This window comes from Thermus caldifontis, assembly GCF_003336745.1.
GTDB lineage: Bacteria > Deinococcota > Deinococci > Deinococcales > Thermaceae > Thermus > Thermus caldifontis.
The window spans coordinates 32,581-50,353 of the sequence record NZ_QGMX01000003.1; the positions used below are offsets into that span (position 1 = coordinate 32,581).

Annotated in this window: 13 protein-coding genes and 3 tRNA genes; 7 read left to right on the forward strand and 9 right to left on the reverse strand. The window is 64.1% G+C overall.

All coding sequences use genetic code 11. From position 1 onward, the window contains the following. Window positions 1-7 precede the first annotated feature (7 nt). From DK874_RS05620 to DK874_RS05630, 3 genes are all read left to right on the forward strand, one after another. The gene (locus DK874_RS05620; RefSeq protein WP_114313054.1) at window positions 8-1,180 is read left to right on the forward strand and encodes an MFS transporter; all 1,173 of its coding nucleotides are present in this window, start codon (window positions 8-10) and stop codon (window positions 1,178-1,180) included. Then, complete coding sequence (gene recF, locus DK874_RS05625) at window positions 1,181-2,203, forward strand: DNA replication/repair protein RecF (protein ID WP_114313055.1); 1,023 nt, start codon at window positions 1,181-1,183, stop codon at window positions 2,201-2,203. It abuts the gene before it with no gap. Between the two features lie 99 nt (window positions 2,204-2,302). Next, the gene (locus DK874_RS05630; RefSeq protein WP_114313056.1) at window positions 2,303-3,064 is read left to right on the forward strand and encodes a DciA family protein; all 762 of its coding nucleotides are present in this window, start codon (window positions 2,303-2,305) and stop codon (window positions 3,062-3,064) included. Between the two features lie 69 nt (window positions 3,065-3,133). Here DK874_RS05630 and DK874_RS05635 read toward each other — a convergent pair. The 9 genes from DK874_RS05635 to pgi form a co-directional block, all read right to left on the reverse strand. Next, window positions 3,134-3,210, reverse strand: a tRNA-Val gene (locus tag DK874_RS05635). 1 nt (window position 3,211) lies between these two features. Then, window positions 3,212-3,286: transfer RNA gene (locus tag DK874_RS05640), tRNA-Glu, on the reverse strand. A 6-nt stretch (window positions 3,287-3,292) separates the two neighbouring features. Beyond that, window positions 3,293-3,368, reverse strand: a tRNA-Lys gene (locus DK874_RS05645). Between the two features lie 50 nt (window positions 3,369-3,418). Then, window positions 3,419-4,120 carry a hypothetical protein gene (locus DK874_RS05650; RefSeq protein WP_114313057.1) on the reverse strand — a complete coding sequence of 234 codons (702 nt, stop codon included), beginning with the start codon at window positions 4,118-4,120 and terminating at the stop codon, window positions 3,419-3,421. A gap of 60 nt (window positions 4,121-4,180) precedes the next feature. After that, on the reverse strand, window positions 4,181-6,556 hold the full coding sequence (gene ctaD, locus DK874_RS05655) for a cytochrome c oxidase subunit I (protein ID WP_114313058.1): 2,376 nt from the start codon (window positions 6,554-6,556) through the stop codon (window positions 4,181-4,183). Window positions 6,557-6,570: 14 nt separating this feature from the next. Beyond that, window positions 6,571-7,584, reverse strand: coding sequence for a cytochrome c oxidase subunit II (gene coxB, locus DK874_RS05660; RefSeq protein ID WP_114313059.1), 1,014 nt, complete (start codon window positions 7,582-7,584; stop codon window positions 6,571-6,573). Window positions 7,585-7,596: 12 nt separating this feature from the next. Then, on the reverse strand, window positions 7,597-9,417 hold the full coding sequence (locus DK874_RS05665) for a heme o synthase (protein WP_114313060.1): 1,821 nt from the start codon (window positions 9,415-9,417) through the stop codon (window positions 7,597-7,599). A gap of 165 nt (window positions 9,418-9,582) precedes the next feature. Beyond that, complete coding sequence (gene pckA / locus DK874_RS05670; RefSeq protein ID WP_114313061.1) at window positions 9,583-11,172, reverse strand: phosphoenolpyruvate carboxykinase (ATP); 1,590 nt, start codon at window positions 11,170-11,172, stop codon at window positions 9,583-9,585. 52 nt (window positions 11,173-11,224) lie between these two features. Next, window positions 11,225-12,490 (reverse strand): glucose-6-phosphate isomerase, encoded by a 1,266-nt coding sequence (gene pgi / locus DK874_RS05675; RefSeq protein ID WP_114313062.1) that lies wholly within the window; start codon window positions 12,488-12,490, stop codon window positions 11,225-11,227. Between the two features lie 90 nt (window positions 12,491-12,580). Between pgi and DK874_RS05680 the strand changes: the two genes are divergently transcribed. Genes DK874_RS05680 through DK874_RS05695 form a run of 4 tightly spaced genes read left to right on the forward strand, consistent with a single transcriptional unit; the run spans window position 12,581 to window position 17,766 of the window. Then, on the forward strand, window positions 12,581-14,839 hold the full coding sequence (locus DK874_RS05680) for a GNAT family N-acetyltransferase (protein ID WP_114313063.1): 2,259 nt from the start codon (window positions 12,581-12,583) through the stop codon (window positions 14,837-14,839). After that, complete coding sequence (locus DK874_RS05685; protein WP_114313256.1) at window positions 14,817-15,590, forward strand: TrmH family RNA methyltransferase; 774 nt, start codon at window positions 14,817-14,819, stop codon at window positions 15,588-15,590. The genes DK874_RS05680 and DK874_RS05685 overlap by 23 nt, the downstream gene beginning before the upstream one ends. Further along, entirely contained in the window at window positions 15,587-16,900 is a 1,314-nt protein-coding gene (locus tag DK874_RS05690) for a DUF4129 domain-containing protein (protein ID WP_240307608.1), read from the forward strand. The genes DK874_RS05685 and DK874_RS05690 overlap by 4 nt, the downstream gene beginning before the upstream one ends. After that, a complete protein-coding gene (locus tag DK874_RS05695) occupies window positions 16,852-17,766 on the forward strand; it encodes an AAA family ATPase (protein WP_114313064.1) in 915 nt (304 codons plus the stop codon). Before DK874_RS05690 ends, DK874_RS05695 begins: the two co-directional genes overlap by 49 nt. Window positions 17,767-17,773: the final 7 nt, after the last annotated feature.

A 17,773-nucleotide genomic window follows, 5' to 3' on the forward strand; every position in this document is an offset into this window, starting at 1 on the left:
TGGGGGCATGTCTCCCCTTGGCCTCCTCTTCCTAACCCTTTTCAACAGCATCCTGGGGCTTTCCATCCTCTTTCCCATCCTGGGGCCCCTGGGGCGGGAGCTGGGGCTCACCGAGGTCCAGGTGGGCCTTTTCTCCACGGGCTATGCCCTCATGCAGTTTCTCCTTTCCCCCTTATGGGGAAGGCTTAGCGAGCGTGGGCGCAAGCCCATCCTCCTTTTGGGCATCCTGGGCTTTGGCATCAGCTTCTTGCTCTTTGGCCTGTTTGCCCTTCTGGGGCAAAAGGGGTTCTTCTCCCCTGGCCTCCTCTTCCTCCTCCTTCTCCTAACCCGGCTTCTGGGAGGGGCCTTCAGCTCCGCCACCCTCCCCACCGCCCAGGCCTATGTGGCGGACGTCACCGGCAGGGAAAACCGCACCGCAGGCATGGCCCTCCTGGGGGCGGCCTTTGGCCTGGCGGTGATCCTGGGGCCCGCCTTGGGAGCGGGGCTTGCCGCCTTTTTCGGCCTTTTGGCCCCGGTGTTTTTCTCCGCAGGGATTGCCCTGCTGAACGCCCTCTTTGTGGCCTTGGTTCTCCCCGAATCCCGGCCCCAGGGTTCCCGGGAGATGGGCCGGCTTTCCCCTTGGGAAGGCCGCATCCTTCCCCTTCTCCTCTTGGGCTTTGCTCTGAACCTTTCCAGCGTAGCCCTGGAGCAGACCATCGCCTTCTACTTCCAAGACCGCCTGGGGCTTTCCGGGGTGGAAACCGCCAGAAGCGTGGGCCTGGCCCTGGTGCTCTATGGGCTGGTGGCGGTGTTTATCCAGGGTTTTTTGGTGCGGCGCTTCTCCTGGCCACCCCGGACCCTTCTCCTCACCGGGGTACCCCTGGGCCTTTTGGGCTTTCTCCTTTTGGTGGTGGCCCACACCTTCCCCCTTTTGGCCTTGGGCCTGGCCCTGCAGGGGGCGGGAGCCGCCTTGGCAGGGCCGGGGGTCACCGCCGCCCTCTCCCTGGCCGTGGGGGAAGGGGAGCAGGGTCTGGTGGCGGGGCTCAACGCCTCCGCCCAGGCCTTGGGGCGGATGCTGGGCCCTATACTGGGTACAGGGCTTTACCGGCTCGCCCCCGAAGCCCCCTACCTCCTGGGGGCCGGGCTTTTGTTGATGGTCCTCCTCCTCCTTCCCGTCCTTTTTCGCCGGGTTAAGCTGTAGATGCGCCTCCTATCCTTTCGGCAAAGGAACTTTCGCAACCTGGCCCTAGCCGCCTTTCACCCTCCCCAGGGGCTTTTCGCCCTGGTGGGGGGAAACGCCCAGGGCAAGACCAGCCTGCTTTTGGGCCTCCACCTGGCCCTAGGGGGAGAGGTGCGAAGCCCTTTGGCCGACCTCATCCGCTTTGGGGAAAAGGAAGCTTGGCTTTTCGCCGAGGTGGAAACGGAGCTGGGCCTCTACCGCATAGAGCAAAGGCTTGGCCCAGAGGGAAGGGAGGTCTTCTTAAACGAAAAGGCCGTAAGCCTCCGGGCACTGCAGGAGCTTCCGGGCTCGGTCTTGGTCCTCCCTGAGGACGTGGAGGTGGTCCTGGGAAGCCGGGAGGAGAGGCGCGCCTTCTTGGACCGCCTTATCGGGCGCTTTTCCCGGCGGTACACCGCCCTCCTTTCCGCCTACGAGAAGGCGCTTCGCCAGCGGAATGCCCTCTTAAAAGCGGGGGGCAATGGGCTTGCGGTGTGGGACCAGGAGCTTGCCCGTTACGGCACGGAGATCATGGCCTTTAGGGGGCGTTTTCTAAAGCGCTTCCTGCCCATCTTCCGGTCCGTCCACCAAACCCTGGCCCCGGGAGAGGCGGGGCTCCTTTTGGAGGAGACCGCCCCAGGGGACTTCCTTAAGGCCCTTAAGGCCCGGCGGGAAGAGGAGCTTATGAAGGGCCAGACCCTGGTGGGCCCCCACCGGGACGACCTGGTTTTCCTGCTCTCGGGCCGCCCGGTGCACCGCTTTGCTAGCCGGGGGGAGGCCAAGGCGGTGGCCCTGGCCCTGCGCCTGGCCGAACACCGGCTTCTTACCGAACACCACGGGGAAGCCCCCCTCCTCTTGGTGGACGAGTGGAGCGAGGAGTTGGACGAGGGCAAAAGGGAGGCGGTTTTGGCCTACGCCCGTAGCCTTCCCCAGGCTGCCCTGGCTGGACTTTGGGCCCCTAAGGGGGTGCCGGTATGCTGGGTGGAAGGGGGGGTGGTCCTGGGCTAACCCAACCCCACCCTGGCCCAAGCCAGGGTAAGGGCCCCGGAAAAACCCCTCCTTGGGCCCTTCCTGGGAACAAGGGTACAATCCCTAAGGAGGCTTCCCATGCCCTGGCACCTTAAGGAGGTGATCCCCGAGGCCCTCAAGAAGGCCGGGGGGAAGGAGAAGCTGAAGCGGGGCCTGGTGCTGGCCGCCTGGAGGGAGGTGGTGGGCAAGGAGCTTGCCCAGCTCAGCGAGCCCCTGGCCCTCGAGGGGGACACCCTCACCGTGCGCGTGGCCGACCCCGTCACCGCCCACCAGCTCACCTATGGCCGCCTGGCCCTTCTGCGACGCTACGAGGAGCGCTTTCCCGGGGCGGTGAAGGAGATCCGCTTTGTGGTGGGTTCCCTGGAGAAAAAACCAGAGGCCCCCAAGACCCCGGAAAACCCCGAGCGGCTCCTATGGGCCAGCCGCCGGGCCTTGGAGCTGGCGGAGAAAGCTCCCTTGGAGCTACGGGAAAAGGTGGCCCGGGCCGCCCTGGCCCTTTTGCAAAGAGATCGGGGCGAGCCCTGCCCCATCTGCGGAAGCCCCAGCCCCAAACACCCCTGCCCCACCTGCCAACGCCTCCTGCAAAGCCCTTGGGTACAGAAGGAGGCTGAGCGCCTCAAGCGGGGCCGGCCCACGGGCCTCGAGGGGGAACCTCTCCTGGTGGCCCGGTACCTGGCCAGACAATCCCTTCTCAGCGAGATGGAGGCCCTTTACCCACAAGCTTTACGGGACGAAACCCTACGGCCTCTTCTCCGGGACCTGGCCCAGCGCTTCCGGACCCTATTCCCCGGGGAAACCCTCCCTGAGGCGGTGCGGAGCCTTCTTGCCAAGGAAACCTAAGCCCCCAAATAAGCCCCCCAAAGACTTTCCCCCCTCACTACCGAGGGGGGAAGTTTTGTGTCCTGGAGCTGGTGGGCGGCAGAGGATTTGAACCTCTGACCTCTCGCTTGTAAGGCGAGCGCTCTGACCAGCTGAGCTAGCCGCCCATGGTGACCCCAGGGGGAATCGAACCCCCGTTTCGGCCTTGAGAGGGCCGCGTCCTGACCGCTAGACGATGGGGCCTCGGTTTGGTGGGCCGTGCAGGATTCGAACCTGCGACCTACCGATTAAAAGTCGGTTGCTCTGCCAGCTGAGCTAACGGCCCAACAGCCTTAGTGATTATAGGGGAAGAAGGGAGGCCTGTCCAGGGTGAGGCTAGCTAAGCCCCCTTAGGCGCTCTAGAAACCTTAGACCGAAAGCTTCCTCTCTAGCCCTTCGCCGGAGACCCTCGAGGTCAAAGGGCCTCCTCTTTACCGGCTCCAAGGCCCTTTTAGGAAGGGGAGCCTCCTCCAGAAAGGCAAAGAAGGCCCCGTCGGCCCAAGGGGGCACCCAGGCCCCGCTGCGGCAGAGGAACGCTTTGTGGAAAAGGCCCTCCACCGGCCCACCCGGATCCCTTGCCCGCTCCACAGGCACCAAGGGCTCGGGTTCCCAACCGGGATCCCGCCAGGAAGGGTAGAACACCTGGAGCCTTGCCCCTTGCCGGGCGTAAAAGACCATCCAGTCGTCACAAGAAGGCTCCTCACCCAAGGGGCGATACCCAGCGTCGTGATGGGCGTCAAAGAGGACCACTTCCCGTATCCCCGCACGCACCTCCGGGTGGAAGGCTAATGCGTTGGAGTCGGCGTAGTAGAGCTGGGCCCCAGGAGCAAAGGAAAAACGCCCCCAAAACCCCTCCCACCCCTGGGCTTGGGGCAAGGGAAGCCCCCTGAGGAGAAAGGCCAAAGCCCGCTCCTCCCAAGCCTCCCCCAGGTAGTACGGGGTTTCAAAGTGGGCCCAGGCGTAAAGGGAGGCCAAAGGGTCCTTTGGGTCTTGGGGCACGGGGAAAAAGTAGTCAAAATCCACCACCAGTAGCCGCATCCCTCTTCATAGATAGCAAAGCCCCCGCCTCTAAGGCGGGGGCCGGAATCCGAAAGCAGCCTACCAAATGTAGAAAAGGGTAACGATGAAAAGCCAGACCGCGTCCACCAGGTGCCAGTACATGCTGGCCGCCTCGAGGGTGCCGTGGTGGTGCTGGCTGATCTTACCCCTGAGGGCTTGCAGGTAGGCCAGGATGAGGCCAAAGCCCCCGATCACCACGTGCAGACCGTGAAGGCCCACGATGGTGAAGAAGGTGGCGGTCCAGAGGTTCTCCTGCCAGCTGGAGGCGTGGTGGAAGTGGTAGAACTCATAGGACTGCACCAGGAAGAAGAGGACCCCCAGGATGATGGTGACCAAAAGGCCAAAGCGGAAGGGGCTGAACCGGCCCCGCCTCAGGTCGTGGTGGGCGAAGTGCACGGTGAAGGAGGAGCTCACCAGGAAGAAGGTGTTGAGAAGGGCAAGCCCCAAGGCAGGCCGCTCCTCGGGGGGCACGGCGGCGCCGGTGAGGCGCAGGTACAGGTAGCCAGCGATGAGGATGGCGAAAAGGCCCACTTCCGAAACGATGAACCAGGCCATCCCCATCCAGGCGTTGGACTTGCCGGAAAGGGTGTGGTGCTCCACCGGGTGGCTGTACTCGTCCTCCAGGGCCCAGCGGATGAGGCCGTAGGCAAAGAGGGCCAGGAAGACCCACATCCACGTGTTGGGCACCGGCAAGGCGGCCACGCTGAAAAAGAAGGCGAAGAGGGTGGCGGCGGAGTAGAAGGGCCAGAAGGAGCTGTTGGGCAGGTGGATATGGCTGGGATCTTCCGGCTTCAGCTCCACCCCCTTCTTGGCCCAGTCGTAGAGGGGCCTTTCGGAGGGGAAGTCCTTGGGCAGGGCCACATCAAAGTTGTGGGCCTTGGGCGGGGAGCTGGTGAGCCACTCCAGGGTGTACCCGCCCCAAGGGTTGTCGGGGGCCTTCTCCCCGGAGCGCAGGCTCTTCCACATGGTGTAGATCCAAACCAGGCCGCCCAAGCCCAGGATGAAGGCTCCCACGGTGGAGATGAAGTTGAGCTCCGTCCAGCCCGCAATGTCCGCGTTGTAGGTGTAGTAGCGCCGAGGCATCCCCAGGAAGCCCAGGGCATACTGGGGCAGGAAAGTCAAGAGGTAACCCACCAAGAACAGCCAGAAATGGAGCCTACCCAGGCGCTCGTCGTACATGCGGCCCGTCATCTTGGGCCACCAGTAGTAAAGCCCGGCGAAGGCCCCAAAACCGGACCCCGCCATGAGCACGTTGTGGAAGTGGGCCACCACGAAATAGGAGTCATGGGCATGGTAGTCAAAGGGGGTAAGGGCCAACATGACCCCGGAAATGCCACCCAGGAGGAAGTTGAAGATGAAGCCCAATACCCAGAGGAGGGGCGTTTTCATCTGGAGATGCCCGCCCCAAAGGGTACCTATGATGTTAAAGAGTTTCACCCCGGTGGGCACAGCGACCAGAGCCGTGGCTATCACAAAGTAAATCTGGAAGAGAAGGGATTCGCCCACCGTAAACATGTGGTGAGCCCACACGACCGTACCCACCACCACAATCCCCATCTGGGCCCACACCATGGCCTTGTAACCGAAGGGTGGCTTCTTGGCAAAGGTGGAGGCCACCTCCACCAGGATGCCCAGATAGGGGAGAAGCATCACGTAAACGGCAGGGTGGGAGTAGAACCAGAAGAACTGCTGGAAGAGTACCGGATCACCCCCGATCTCAGGGTTGAACCAGCTAAGGCCCAGCTTGCGGTCCAGAAGGATGGTCAAAGCGGAAGCCGTGAGCCCTGCTAAGGTGAAGAGGTTAAGGATGCCTGCAGCGAATAGGCTCCAGATATAAATGGGCATCTTCCACATGCTCATCCCCTGGGCCCTGAGGTTGTAGATGGTGGCGATGAAGTTGGCGTTGCCCAGGAGGCTGGAGAAGCCGAGAAGGAGAATGGTGGCCGTGAAGAAGTTCACCCCACTACCCGACTGGGCAGAGAAGGGGTAGTAAAAGGTCCAGCCCACAGCCGGGGCCCCTCCAGGGAACAGGGCGCTTATCAGCACCATGATGATGGCCCCCAGGAAGGCCCAGTAGCTGAACGCGTTCACCCGGGGAAGGGCCACGTCCCTTGCTCCCAGCATGAGGGGAAGCACAAAGTTGCCAAAGCCGGTGAGCCCCGCCTGGAGAATGAAGAAGAAGAGCATGGCCGCTCCATGCAGGGTGAGGATCTGGTTATACTGCTCCCCCGTGAGCAGGGTGTTGTTGGGCACCGCCAGCTGCGCCCGTATGAGCAGGGAGAATACCCCCGCCAGGGCAAAGGCGAAGAAGGCGGTGGCCGTGTAAAGAAGGCCGATCTTCTTGTGGTCCACCGTGGTGAGAAGGTCCCAAAGGACCGCCCAGAAACCTGCTTTCGGCTTGGTTGCGATGGCCATCTTCCTAAACCTCCTTAGAACTTAGGCAACGCCTTGAAGTCCAAACCCTCCACCTTGAGCCCATCCAGGTAGCGGACCAAAGCGTCCAGATCCTCCTCGGAAAGCTGCGGGAAGCCCGGCATCTTGACCCCTGGCTTCATGGCGGCAGGGTCCTTGATCCAGGCCTTCAGGTGCTCCGGGGTGTAGTCCACGATGCCCGCCGCCAGGCTTACCCGGTTGCCCATGAAGCCCAGCTCCGGACCAATGACTGCCGGCGGCATCTTCCCTTGCACCCCGTGGCAGGCCATGCAGTTTTGCTGGAACACCTCCTGGCCCCGGGCATCGGCTACAGGCGGAGCGTAATCCTTGGCCGCCGCTACGAACCGGTCAAACTCCTCTTTGGGAAGCACGATGGCCCGGAAGAGCATGCGGGAGTGGCTGGGGCCGCAAAGCTCGGCACAGAAGCCGTAGTAGTTGCCGGGTTTTTCCGGTGTAAAGGAAAGAAGAGTCTTTTGTCCTGGAATAGCGTCCCGCTTGCCGGCCAGGCCCGGCACCCAGAAGGAGTGGAGGACATCCTTAGCGGTGATCTCCAGCACCACAGGGACTCCTGCAGGGAGGATGAGCTCGTTGGAGTTGCGGAAGCCCAGCTCGGGGTAGTGGAAGTCCCACCAGAACTGGTAGCCGGTCACCTCCACCTTCAGGGCTCCTGCGGGAAGCTGGTTTACCCGAACCAAGCTCCTAGCCGTAAGCCCAAATAGGATGAGCACGATAACCACGGGTATTGCCGTCCAGACCACTTCCAAACGGTCATTGCCGTGAAACTGGGGAGGCTCCCCCTGCTGCCCTGGTTTGGCCCGGAACCTCCACGTCACGTAGGCCAAGGCCCCAGCCACCACCCCAAAGACCAACACGGCAAAGACCAAGACCCAGATCAAAAGCCCGTTCACCTCGCGGTTAAAGGGAGTGGTGGGGTTGGTGACCACCACCCGGTGGGCCTCCTGGGCTAAGGCCAAACCTAGAAGACTGAGCGCCGCTACAACTCTTTTCATCCGCTTCCCTCCCTAAAGTACCCGGTCCACCGCCATGGCCACGAACAAGAGGGCCAGGTAGAGCATGGAGTATTTATACAGCGAAACCGCCGTCCTCCGCTCGGGCTGGCGGTAGAGGGCAAGGCTCTTAAGGATAAGTAAAACATTAAGGGTAAGGCTAAAGAAAAAGTAGACGAGGCCAAGCTCGCCCAAAAGAAGGGGCATGAGGGAGATCAAGGCGGTAAGGACAGCATAAAGGGCGATCTGCAGGACCGTCACCCTCTCCCCCAACACCACGGGCAGCATGGGTACCCCCACGGCCCGGTAGTCGTCCTGGATCATGAGGGCTAGGGCCCAGAAGTGCACGGGGGTCCAGAAGAAGATGAGGGCGAAGAGGTACCAGGCAAAGAGGCTTAAATCGCCGGTCACCGCCGCCCAGCCCACCAAGGGAGGAAAGGCCCCTGCCGCTCCCCCGATGACGATGTTGTGCCAGGTGCGCCGCTTCAGATAGAGGGTGTAGACCAGCACGTACCAGATAAGGCCCATGAGGGCCAGGGTGGCCGTGAGGAGGTTCGCCCCCCACCAGAGGAGCAGGAAGGAAAAGAGGGCCAGGGCGAAGGCAAAAAGGAGGGCATCCTTGCTGGAGATGCGCTGCGTGACCGTGGGCCTTCTGGCCGTGCGGCGCATGCGGGCGTCTATATCCCGGTCCACCACCATGTTGATGGCGTTGGCCGCTCCCGCCATCATGTAGCCGCCCAGGGCCACCACCAGGAATAGGCCCGTCCCTGGCCAGCCCTTGGCGGCGATGAGCATGGCCAGGAGGGTGGTGAAGAGGAGGAGGCTAATCACCCGGGGCTTGGTGAGGGCCAGGTAGTCCTTCCAGGTAGCCCCCCCGGTACCCCGGTGCACCCCCGCTTCCATCCCCTCACCCAGCTCCACCCGCCTAGCCCCTTGGGCCAAGGCCGCCGCCAAAAGGAGGACAAAGAGGAGCCATACGGCATAGGCCAGGAAAAGGTGGAGGATCTGCATCCAGACGGGAGCCTTGAGCCAGACGTTCACCAGGCCTGCCAGGAGCTGCCCCCCGTAGAGGTAGGCCAGGGCATGGGCGAAGCGGCGAGTGTGGTAAGAGGGCCGCAGATGAGCCACCAAGTAGCCCGCAAAAACCACATAAAGCCCCACGCTGACCGCAATGAGGGGGTGGAGAACCCGAAGGCGCACCAGGAAGTGCTCACCCGGGGTCAAGGAGCGCTCCAGGGCCTCGAGGGTATTCCGCACAGGGAAAAGAAGGTCGCCCAAAGCGGTCACCGCCCCGCTCATCCCCAGGAAAAGAAGCGCGAGAAGCCCCAAGAATAGGGCCACCCCCACCGCACCCTGCCCCCTAAGGCGCAAAGGCGCACCCCCCGAGGCCCACCAGGCGGCGAGGGCCAGGGAGGCCAGGAGAAAATAGGTGTTGGCCAGGTGGACCATCTGCACCACGGCCCTGCCGGCGCTCACGTTATGGGCCGTCCACCCGAAGAGGACCAAGGAGGCCCCCACCAGGCTCTCGGTGATCATAAAGAAAAAGGCCAGCCCTGCCCCCAGCCGCACCGGATGGCCCTTGGGAAAGAGGCGGAAGGCCAGAAGAGCCAAAAGAAGCACGGAAAGGAAGGCCAGACCCGAGGTGGCCCGGTGGGTGAACTCGATGAGGGTTTCCACCTGGGGGGTTCTGGGGATGATCTCCCCGTTGCAGGTGGGCCAGTGGGCGCCGCACCCCGCCCCCGACCCCGTGGCCCGCACGTAAGCCCCCCAGAGGGCCACCAGGATGTTCCACCCCAAGACTCCCCAGGCGTAACGGCTAAACCAGGCTTGGTTCATAGCAGACCCGTCCCCCAGACGGTGGTGCCTACCATTCTGCCAGAAGACCTTATCCCGGGGTGAAGTACATTTGTCCCTTCCATTACCTGCCACTTAGGAGCCTAATACCCCCCGGCCCTACTTGGCAAGGGGTTGGCCCCTAAGCCCAGCCTTGAAGACTCGCTTCTATCCCACCCTCGGCCCCGCCTGGAGCACCACCTCCTCTACCCCGTCGGCGTATTTACGGAAGTTTTCCTGGAAAAGTGTGGCCAGCTTCCTGGCCTGGAGGTCATAGGCTTCCTTGTCGGCCCAGGTTTCCCGCGGGTCCAGTAGCTCCTTCGGTACCCCGGGTACCTCCATGGGTACCTCAAAGCCGAATACGGGGTCCTGGCGGTAAGGGACCCCCTCCAGGGCCCCCCTTAGGGCCGCCTGCAAGAGGGTGCGGGTAAGGGGAAGGGGGAAACGCCGGCCCACCCCGTAAGGTCCCCCGGTCCAGCCGGTGTTCACCAGGTACACCCTGGGGCCGTGCCTCTTGATCTTCTCCCCCAGCATCCGGGCATAGACCCCGGGGTGAAGGGGCAAAAAGGGTGCCCCGAAGCAGGCGGAAAAGGTGGCCTTGGGCTCGGTGACCCCCCTTTCCGTCCCCGCCACCCGGGCGGTGTAGCCGGAAAGGAAGTAGTACATGGCCTGCTCTGGGGAAAGGCGGGCGATGGGGGGCAGGACCCCGTAGGCGTCGGCGGAAAGGAAGAAGATGGCCTTGGGATGGCCCGCCATGCCCGAGTCCACCACGTTCTCCAGGTGGGCAAGGGGGTAAGAGGCCCGGGTGTTCTCGGTCTTGGTGTCGTCATCCCACTCCACCCGGCGGCTTTCCGGGTTCACCACCACGTTCTCCAGAATGGCCTCAAACTGGTTGGAGGCCCTATAGATAAGGGGCTCGTGCTCCGGGGAGAGACGGATAACCTTGGCGTAGCACCCTCCCTCAAAGTTGAATACCCCCTCCTCGCTCCAGCCGTGCTCGTCGTCCCCGATCAAAGGCCTTTCCGGGTCGGTGGAAAGGGTGGTCTTCCCCGTCCCGGAAAGGCCGAAGAAGATGGCCACATCCCCTCCCTTGCCCACGTTGGCCGAAGCGTGCATGGGGAAGACCCCTTGCTGGGGCATGAGGTAGTTCATCACGGTGAAGATGCTCTTCTTGATCTCCCCGGCGTACTTGGTGCCCACGATGAGCACCAGCTTCCTCTGGAAGCTGATGCCCACGAAGACCTCGCTCCGGGTGCCGTCCCGCCCGGGGTCGGCCAGGAAGTAGGGGGCGTGGACCACGGTAAAGCCGGGAGCGAAGGGCTCCACCTCGTCGTCCTCGGGGAAGCGGCGCGGGAGGATGAACATGTTGCGGGCAAAGAGGGCGTGCCAGGGGCTTTCCGTCACCACCCTTACCGCCAAGCGGAAACGCTTGTCGGCCCCGGCATAAAGGTCCTGGACATAAAGGTCCCGGTCGGAAAGGTAGGCAGCCACCCTTTCCAAGAGGGCCTGGAAGGCCTCTGGGGCGAAGGGCTGGTTCACCTCGCCCCACCAGATCTCCTCCTCCACCCCGGGCTCCCGCACCACGAACTTGTCCTTGGGACTTCTCCCCGTGTAGGGGGTGGTGTCCACCACCAAGGACCCCTTGTGGGCCAAAAACCCCTCCCCCCGGGCCAGGGTGTGTTCCACCAGGATGGGGGAAACCGTGTTCCAAAAGACCTGTTTCCTCGGTTTGATGCCCAAAGGCTCCAGTCGGTCCATAGCGACCCCCTTATGCCTAGGGCATCATACACTTATTTCCACGCTTCCAAGGTTAGGCGCTGTATCCGGGACGTCCCAGAAGGGCAAAGGTCAAGCGCTTGCCCAGCTCCACCCCGGGCTGGTCAAAGGCGTTGATCCCCCAAAGCTCCCCCAGGAAAGCGGTCTGCCACATGAGGTGTTGCAAAAGCCAGCCCACGGCGTAGGGGGAAACCTCCGAGAGGTACAGGATGTAGGTCCTCTGCCCCGCCTCGGCCAGGGCCTGGTAGGTGGCCTCGGCTTCGGCCCTTAGAAGCTGGAACAGGCCCTTGCCAAAGAGGTAGCCCGCCTCCTCCTCGAGGCCTTCCACCCGGGGCAGGGTGAGGTCCTCCGTGGCCCTTTCCGGCACCACCAGAACGATGAGCTTGTCCAGGGGGCCTTCCCGGAAGAGCTGCACCTGGGCGTGCTGGTCCTGAGGGCCCAAGGCGGGCACCGCGGTGGTGCCCACCCGGTTGCCCTCCCCATCCCGTTTGCCCAAGGACTCATCGTGGAGCTGGACAAACCAGGCGGGAAGGTACTTGAGCCGCTCGGAGTAGACCATGAAGACGGTGATGGGCAGCTGGCGGTGGAGGTGCTGCAGGAGGGCGGTCTTTAGGGAAAGGTTCTCCTCCAGGGGAGCCAGGGCCACCTCATTGGCCTTCCTGGCCCCCATGAGGAGGGCCTCCAGGTCCATCCCGGCGAAGGCCAAGGGAAGGAGGCCCACCGGGGAGAGCACGGAAAAGCGCCCCCCCACGTTTTCGGGGATGGCAAAAGCCAAGAGACCTTCCCTTTCCGCCAAAGCCCGCAGCGCCCCCCGCCGGGGGTCGGTGGTGAGGACCAGGTGCCGCCGCCAGTCCTCCCCCAGGTTTTCCCGAAGCCAGTTTAGGAAGATGAGAAGGGCGGCCAGGGTTTCCGCGGTAGCCCCCGACTTGGAAACCGCATTCACCAGGGTCTTCCGGGGGTCCAGGCCCCGAAGGAGCCGGAGCACGGGCTCCGGCTCCACGTGGTCCACGTAGTGGAAGCGCACACCGCTTGCGTTGAAGGCGGTCTCCAGGGCCTTAGGCCCCAAGGCGCTCCCCCCGATGCCCAGAAGGACAAAGTCCTCCACCCAAGGGTTGGCCTCGCGGTAGCGGCGGATACGCCTTAAGGTTTCCGTGTCCTCAGGGAGATCCATCCAGCCCAGCATGCTTTGGGGGTCCTTCCGCTTGAAAAGAAGGGCCTCCCGGGCCCCTAAGAGGATGGGGGCATGCTCCTTGAGGGCCTCCGGGAAACGGGAAAGGAAGCGGGTATCCAGCCTGAGCATGGACCCATGCTACCGGGAATCCAGGGAAAGGGCCACCTGGTTGGGCGGGAAAAGGAATAACCCCCGGGCTATAGGGAGTAGGCTAAAGGCATGGGCTATGTGCCCCCACCCACGCCCCAGTACGGCCTCGAGGAGGGCCCCGTCCTCCTAAAGGATGGGCGCACCGCCTTTCTACGGCGGGCAAACCCTAAGGACCTCCCCCTTTTCGTGGAGTTCCTGAGGCGGCTATCCCCGGAGTCCTTGCGCATGCGCTTCTTCTCCCCCATCTCTCCGGAAAAGGCGGCGGAGCTCCTCCTTTTCGCCAAACCCGAGGAGGAAAAGGTGACCCTCATGGTCCTGGCAGGGGACCCTCCCCGGATGGTGGCCACGGGGGAGTACGTGCGCCTCAAAGGGGAGGACACCGCCGAGGTGGCCTTTCTGGTGGACGACGCCTTCCAGGGTAAGGGCCTGGGTACCCTGCTCTTGGAACGGCTGGCCCTCATCGCTGCCAAGCAGGGGGTAAGGCGGTTTCAGGCCTTCGTCCTGGCGGAGAACCAGAAGATGCTCAACGTCTTTATGGAAAGTGGCTTCCAGGTGCGGGCCCACCGGGATAGCGGCGAGATCGAGGTGGAGTTTGAGATCCTCCTGGAGGAAAGGGTGGCGGAGCGCTTTGAGTGGCGGGAGAGGGTCTCCACCTTGGCCAGCCTCCACCCCCTCTTCTTCCCCAAGGGGGTGGCGGTGGTGGGGGCGAGCCGCGACCCGGAAAGCATCGGCTACCGCGCCCTGGAAAACCTCATCTTTGGCCGTTTCCAAGGACCCGTCTACCCGGTGAACGAGGCCATCGGCAAGGAGGGGAGCACGGTGGGGCCCCTTCTCGCCTACCCCCGGGTGGAGAGCATCCCCGGCCCCGTGGACCTGGCGGTGATCGCCGTGCCCAAGGAGCGGGTTTGGGAGGCCCTCGAGGCCTCGGGCAGGCGGGGGGTGCGGGCAGCCATCGTCCTCACCACCGGTTTTACGGAAAAAGAAGCCAGGGAACTGGCCGACAAGGCCCGGCGCCACGGGATGCGCCTTTTGGGCCCAGGCTCCTTGGGTATGGTCCACACCCACCCTGAGGTCCGCCTGGCGGCGGGCCTGGCTCCCCTCCCCAAACCTGGACCCCTGGCCATCTCCAGCCAGTCGGGGACCCTGGGACGGGCGGTGATGGCCTATGCGGAGGGCATGGGGCTGGGCATCTCCTCCTTCGTTTCCTTAGGGGCTAAGGCGGACATCTCCTCCAACGACCTCCTGCAGTTCTGGGAGGAGGACGAAAGAACCCGGGTGATCCTCCTCTACCTGGAAAGCTTCGGCAACCCCAGGCGCTTCTCCCGCTTAGCCCGGAGGATCGGCAAGAAAAAACCCATCCTGGCGGTGCACCCCTCCCGGGACCCTTTGGTGCGGGCCCTCTTCGCCCAGGCTGGGGTGATCCGGGCCAACAGCTTGGAGGAAGCCTTTGACGTGGCCGCCCTCCTCGCCCTGGGACAGCTTCCGGAGAACAACCGGGTCCGCCTTATCTCCAACGCCTCCGGTCCCTCTAACCTGGCCCTCGAGGCCCTACGGGAAGGGGGGCTTGCCGTGGAGCACGTGGACCTGGGCTCCACCGCCAGGGCGAAGGAGTTTGCCCGCGCCCTGGAAGAAGCCATGGAAAGCGAGGCGGGAAGCGTGTTCCTCCTCTTCGTACCCATGGGCTTTGCCAGCGAGGAGGAGTTCCTGGCTCTTTTGGAAAAGGTGGAAGGAAACAAGCTCCTCCTGGGCTGCGTGATGGGCTCCCCTGGGGTGCGGGCAAGGGTTATGGGCCGGGTGGCCCTCTACCGCTTTCCCGAATCGGCGGCCATCGCCTTGAGCCGGGCCTGGGCCTACAAGGCCTGGCGGGAAGAACCCCTCCACTTCCCCGACTTCCCGGACTTGCACCTGGAGGAGGCAAGGAGGCTTTTGGAGGGCAAGAAGGAGCTACGGCGCGAGGAGGAGGAGGCCCTCCTCCGCTGCTTTGGCCTTCCCTTGGGACAAGGAGAAGGCCTTTTTCTCAGGCTCACCGCCAAGCCCCACCCCCTCTTCGGCCCCGTTCTCACCCTGCTCCTGCCCACTCCTTTGGGAGAGCTAGCCTTGGGGGAAAGGCTTTCCCCCCTCACGGAAAAGGATGCCCGGGAGCTCACCCGACCCCTGGGGGACCAGGTAGACCCTACCCCCTACCAGGAAATCCTCCTTCGCCTTTCCCGCCTCCTAGAGGAGTTCCCCCAGGTGGAGGAGGTGTCCTTGGAGCTTTCCGGCCCCTGCATCGCCCGCTTTGCCATCCGCCTTTCGGGAGACCCCCATGCGCATCCAAACCCCCGCTAACCCCAAGGTGAAGGCCCTAGCCGCCCTGAAGGAACGAAAGGAGCGGGAGCGGGCTGGCCTTTTCCTGGTGGAGGGCCGGCGGGAGGTGGAAAGGGCCCTTAGGGCCGGCCTCCGCTTGGAAACCCTCCTCCTCGGTCCTAAGGCCACCCCGGAAGACCGGGCCCTGGCGGGCCAAGCCCCTGTTCTGGAGTTCTCCCAAGAGGCTATGGAGCGGGTTTCCGTGAGGGAAAACCCGCCTCCCGTCATCGGGGTCTTCCGCCTGCCCCAAAAGTCCCTAAAGGGGGTCCGGCTCCCGCAACATCCCCTGGTCCTGGTTCTCTTGGGCCTGGAAAAGCCCGGCAACCTGGGAGCCATCCTGCGCTCGGCGGATGGGGCGGGGGTGGACCTGGTCTTGGTGGCGGAAGGGGTGGACCTCTATAGCCCCCAGGTGATCCGGAACTCCACCGGGGTGGTCTTCTCCTTGCCCGTCTTTCCCGTGGCCGAGGAGGAAGTGGCCCCTTTCCTGGAGGAAAAAGGGCTTTTCCCCGTGGCGGCTACCCCCAAGGGCGAGAAGGTTTACTGGGAAGAAGACTACAAAAAAGGCGTGGCCTTCCTCCTGGGCACCGAGGACGAAGGCCTTTCCGAGGCCTGGCTGGCCCGGGCGGGGGTTCGGGTGCGCATCCCCATGCGGGGGGTGGCGGATAGCCTCAACGTTTCCGTAAGCGCCGCCCTCCTCCTCTACGAGGCCCTGCGCCAGCGGGAGGGGGGATGAGGCCTGTTACCCCCTTCCTGGGCCTAGGGCTTCTGGCCCTCCTGCCCCTCTGGACCCCTCCTTTGGCCTTGGGCGTCTTCCTCCTCCACCTAGCCAAGCGGTTTTATCCGGGAGCCTTCCTATGGGGAGCCTTCCTCCCTGGCCTTCTCCACGCCCTTGCCTCCCCGTTCCCCTCCTGGCTCCAGGGATGGGCCATGACCTCTGGGCTTCTCCTCCTCTACGGACTTTTCCTGGCCACCAAGGCTCGGCCCCTTTCCAGCCTCCTTCTCCTTCCCCCAGCCCTTTGGCTAGGCCCCCTTGGCCTTTTCCTGCTAGGGCTCTTGCACGGGTTAAGCCTCCTCGAGGAGGCCCATGGGCGCGCCCAGGAACGGGGGGAGCCCTTTCGGACCCCCGCTTCCACCCTATGGGTCCCGGGGATCCTAGGCCTCCTGCTGGCAGGCCTGGCCTTCCTCCCCCTGCGCCTCCCCGCCCTTCCCCTACCCACCCCACCCTCGCTTAGCCTCCAGGCTTCCCCCGAAACCGGGCCAGGGCCCAAGGAGGTGGTGGCCTACCCCACCCCAGAGGAGAAGCCTCCCCCGTGGGTCGCCTTCCTGAACCGGGCCTTGGCCTACGCAGAGCCCCTGGCCTTGCTCCTTATCCTCCTAGCCCTTTGGCCCCTTCTGGGCCGGGGGGAAAGGCTTCCCTACCGGGGGGTTCACCTTTTACCCCTCCTGTTAGCCCTTTTGGCCGCAGGCCTCTTCCTCCTCTACCTGGGCACCCTAGGGGGTGGGGAAAGCGCGCCGGAAAGCACCCCTTCGGCTTCCGTGCCCGCCCCTTCCCAGGAAAGCCCCAAGGAGGCCGTACCGGGGCCCAGGCGGCTTAGCGAGGTGGGCCTAGCCTTGGCAGGCCTTTCCGCCCTTTTCACCCTGGGCCTTCTTTTCCTCTTCCTATTCCTGGTTTGGCGGTACCGGGAAAGAGGCAGGCCAGGCACCACCCCTAAGGAAGGGGTCCAAGCCTCCCAGGCGTTCCCAGAGGCCCTTCCCCAGGACCGGGTGCGGCGGGCCTACTTCCAAGCCCTAAAGGCCCTTAAGAGGGCTGGCCTCCCCCGCCTGGCCTCCGAGGGGCCCTTGGAGTACCTGGAAAGGGTTTCCCCTCTTCTCCCCGGGCTTAGGGAACCCCTTTGGGGGCTCACCGGCCTCTACCTGCCCGTGCGCTATGGGGGAAAGGCTGGGGAGGAGGAAGCGGAAAGGGCGGAAGCCTTTTTGAAGGATATCCTTAGGCTATGTTCCTCCCCCGCATCCAAAGAGCCCTTTCGGGCCGGGTCCTCCTGAAGGAGGAAACCCTAAGGCTTTCCCTCGCCACCCTCCTCTCTGGGGGGCATCTTCTTCTGGAAGACGTGCCCGGCACCGGCAAGACCACTTTCGCCAAGGCCTTGGCCCGGGTGCTGGGCCTTTCCTTTAGCCGCACCCAGATGACGCCCGACCTCCTGCCCCAGGACCTCACCGGGGTCTATCTCTACCGGGAAGGAAACCTGGTATGGCAAAAGGGGCCCATCTTCGCCCAGGTGCTTCTGGTGGACGAGCTCAACCGGGCCACCCCCAGGACCCAGTCCGCCCTCCTCGAGGCCATGGGGGAAAGCCAAGTAACCCTGGAAGGGAAAACCCACCCCTTGCCCGAGCCTTTTTTCGTTCTGGCCACGCAAAATCCCGTGGAAGAGGAGGGCACCTACCCTCTCCCCGTAGCCCAGCGGGACCGGTTCACCGCCCGGCTTTCCCTAGGCTATCCCGACGAGAAAGCCCTCCTCCAAGCCCTCAAGGAAAAGGAGCCGCTAGAGGGCTTGGAGGCCGTGACCCAAGGGGAGGAGATCCTGGCCCTGCGCCAGGAGGTGCGCCGGGTGCGGGTGGCGGAGGAGGTGCTGGACTACCTCCTGGCCTTGGCCGGCTGGCTCAGGAACCGGGAGGAAGTGCGGCTTGGGCCCTCCCCCAGGGCCCTGTTGCAGGTGGAGCGCCTGGCCCAGGCCCTGGCCCTTCTGCAGGAGCGAGGCTTTACCGTGCCCGAGGACATCAAGGAGGCCTTCCGGGCCGCCATCCCCCACCGCCTCCTCCTACGGCTGGAGGCGGAGCTAGCCGGAGCCAGCCCGGAAGGGCTGGTGGCGGAAGCCCTCAAGGCGGTTCCCGCCCCGGTGGAAAGGGCCTAGGAAAGGA

Bases quoted from the DNA above. Each gene is read 5' to 3' on its own strand.
- DK874_RS05620 (WP_114313054.1), top strand. From the start codon at position 8: ATGTCTCCCCTTGGCCTCCTCTTCCTAACCCTTTTCAACAGCATCCTG.
- recF (WP_114313055.1), top strand. From the start codon at position 1,181: ATGCGCCTCCTATCCTTTCGGCAAAGGAACTTTCGCAACCTGGCCCTA.
- DK874_RS05630 (WP_114313056.1), top strand. From the start codon at position 2,303: ATGCCCTGGCACCTTAAGGAGGTGATCCCCGAGGCCCTCAAGAAGGCC.
- DK874_RS05650 (WP_114313057.1), bottom strand. From the start codon at position 4,120: ATGCGGCTACTGGTGGTGGATTTTGACTACTTTTTCCCCGTGCCCCAA.
- ctaD (WP_114313058.1), bottom strand. From the start codon at position 6,556: ATGGCCATCGCAACCAAGCCGAAAGCAGGTTTCTGGGCGGTCCTTTGG.
- coxB (WP_114313059.1), bottom strand. From the start codon at position 7,584: ATGAAAAGAGTTGTAGCGGCGCTCAGTCTTCTAGGTTTGGCCTTAGCC.
- DK874_RS05665 (WP_114313060.1), bottom strand. From the start codon at position 9,417: ATGAACCAAGCCTGGTTTAGCCGTTACGCCTGGGGAGTCTTGGGGTGG.
- pckA (WP_114313061.1), bottom strand. From the start codon at position 11,172: ATGGACCGACTGGAGCCTTTGGGCATCAAACCGAGGAAACAGGTCTTT.
- pgi (WP_114313062.1), bottom strand. From the start codon at position 12,490: ATGCTCAGGCTGGATACCCGCTTCCTTTCCCGTTTCCCGGAGGCCCTC.
- DK874_RS05680 (WP_114313063.1), top strand. From the start codon at position 12,581: ATGGGCTATGTGCCCCCACCCACGCCCCAGTACGGCCTCGAGGAGGGC.
- DK874_RS05685 (WP_114313256.1), top strand. From the start codon at position 14,817: ATGCGCATCCAAACCCCCGCTAACCCCAAGGTGAAGGCCCTAGCCGCC.
- DK874_RS05690 (WP_240307608.1), top strand. From the start codon at position 15,587: ATGAGGCCTGTTACCCCCTTCCTGGGCCTAGGGCTTCTGGCCCTCCTG.
- DK874_RS05695 (WP_114313064.1), top strand. From the start codon at position 16,852: ATGTTCCTCCCCCGCATCCAAAGAGCCCTTTCGGGCCGGGTCCTCCTG.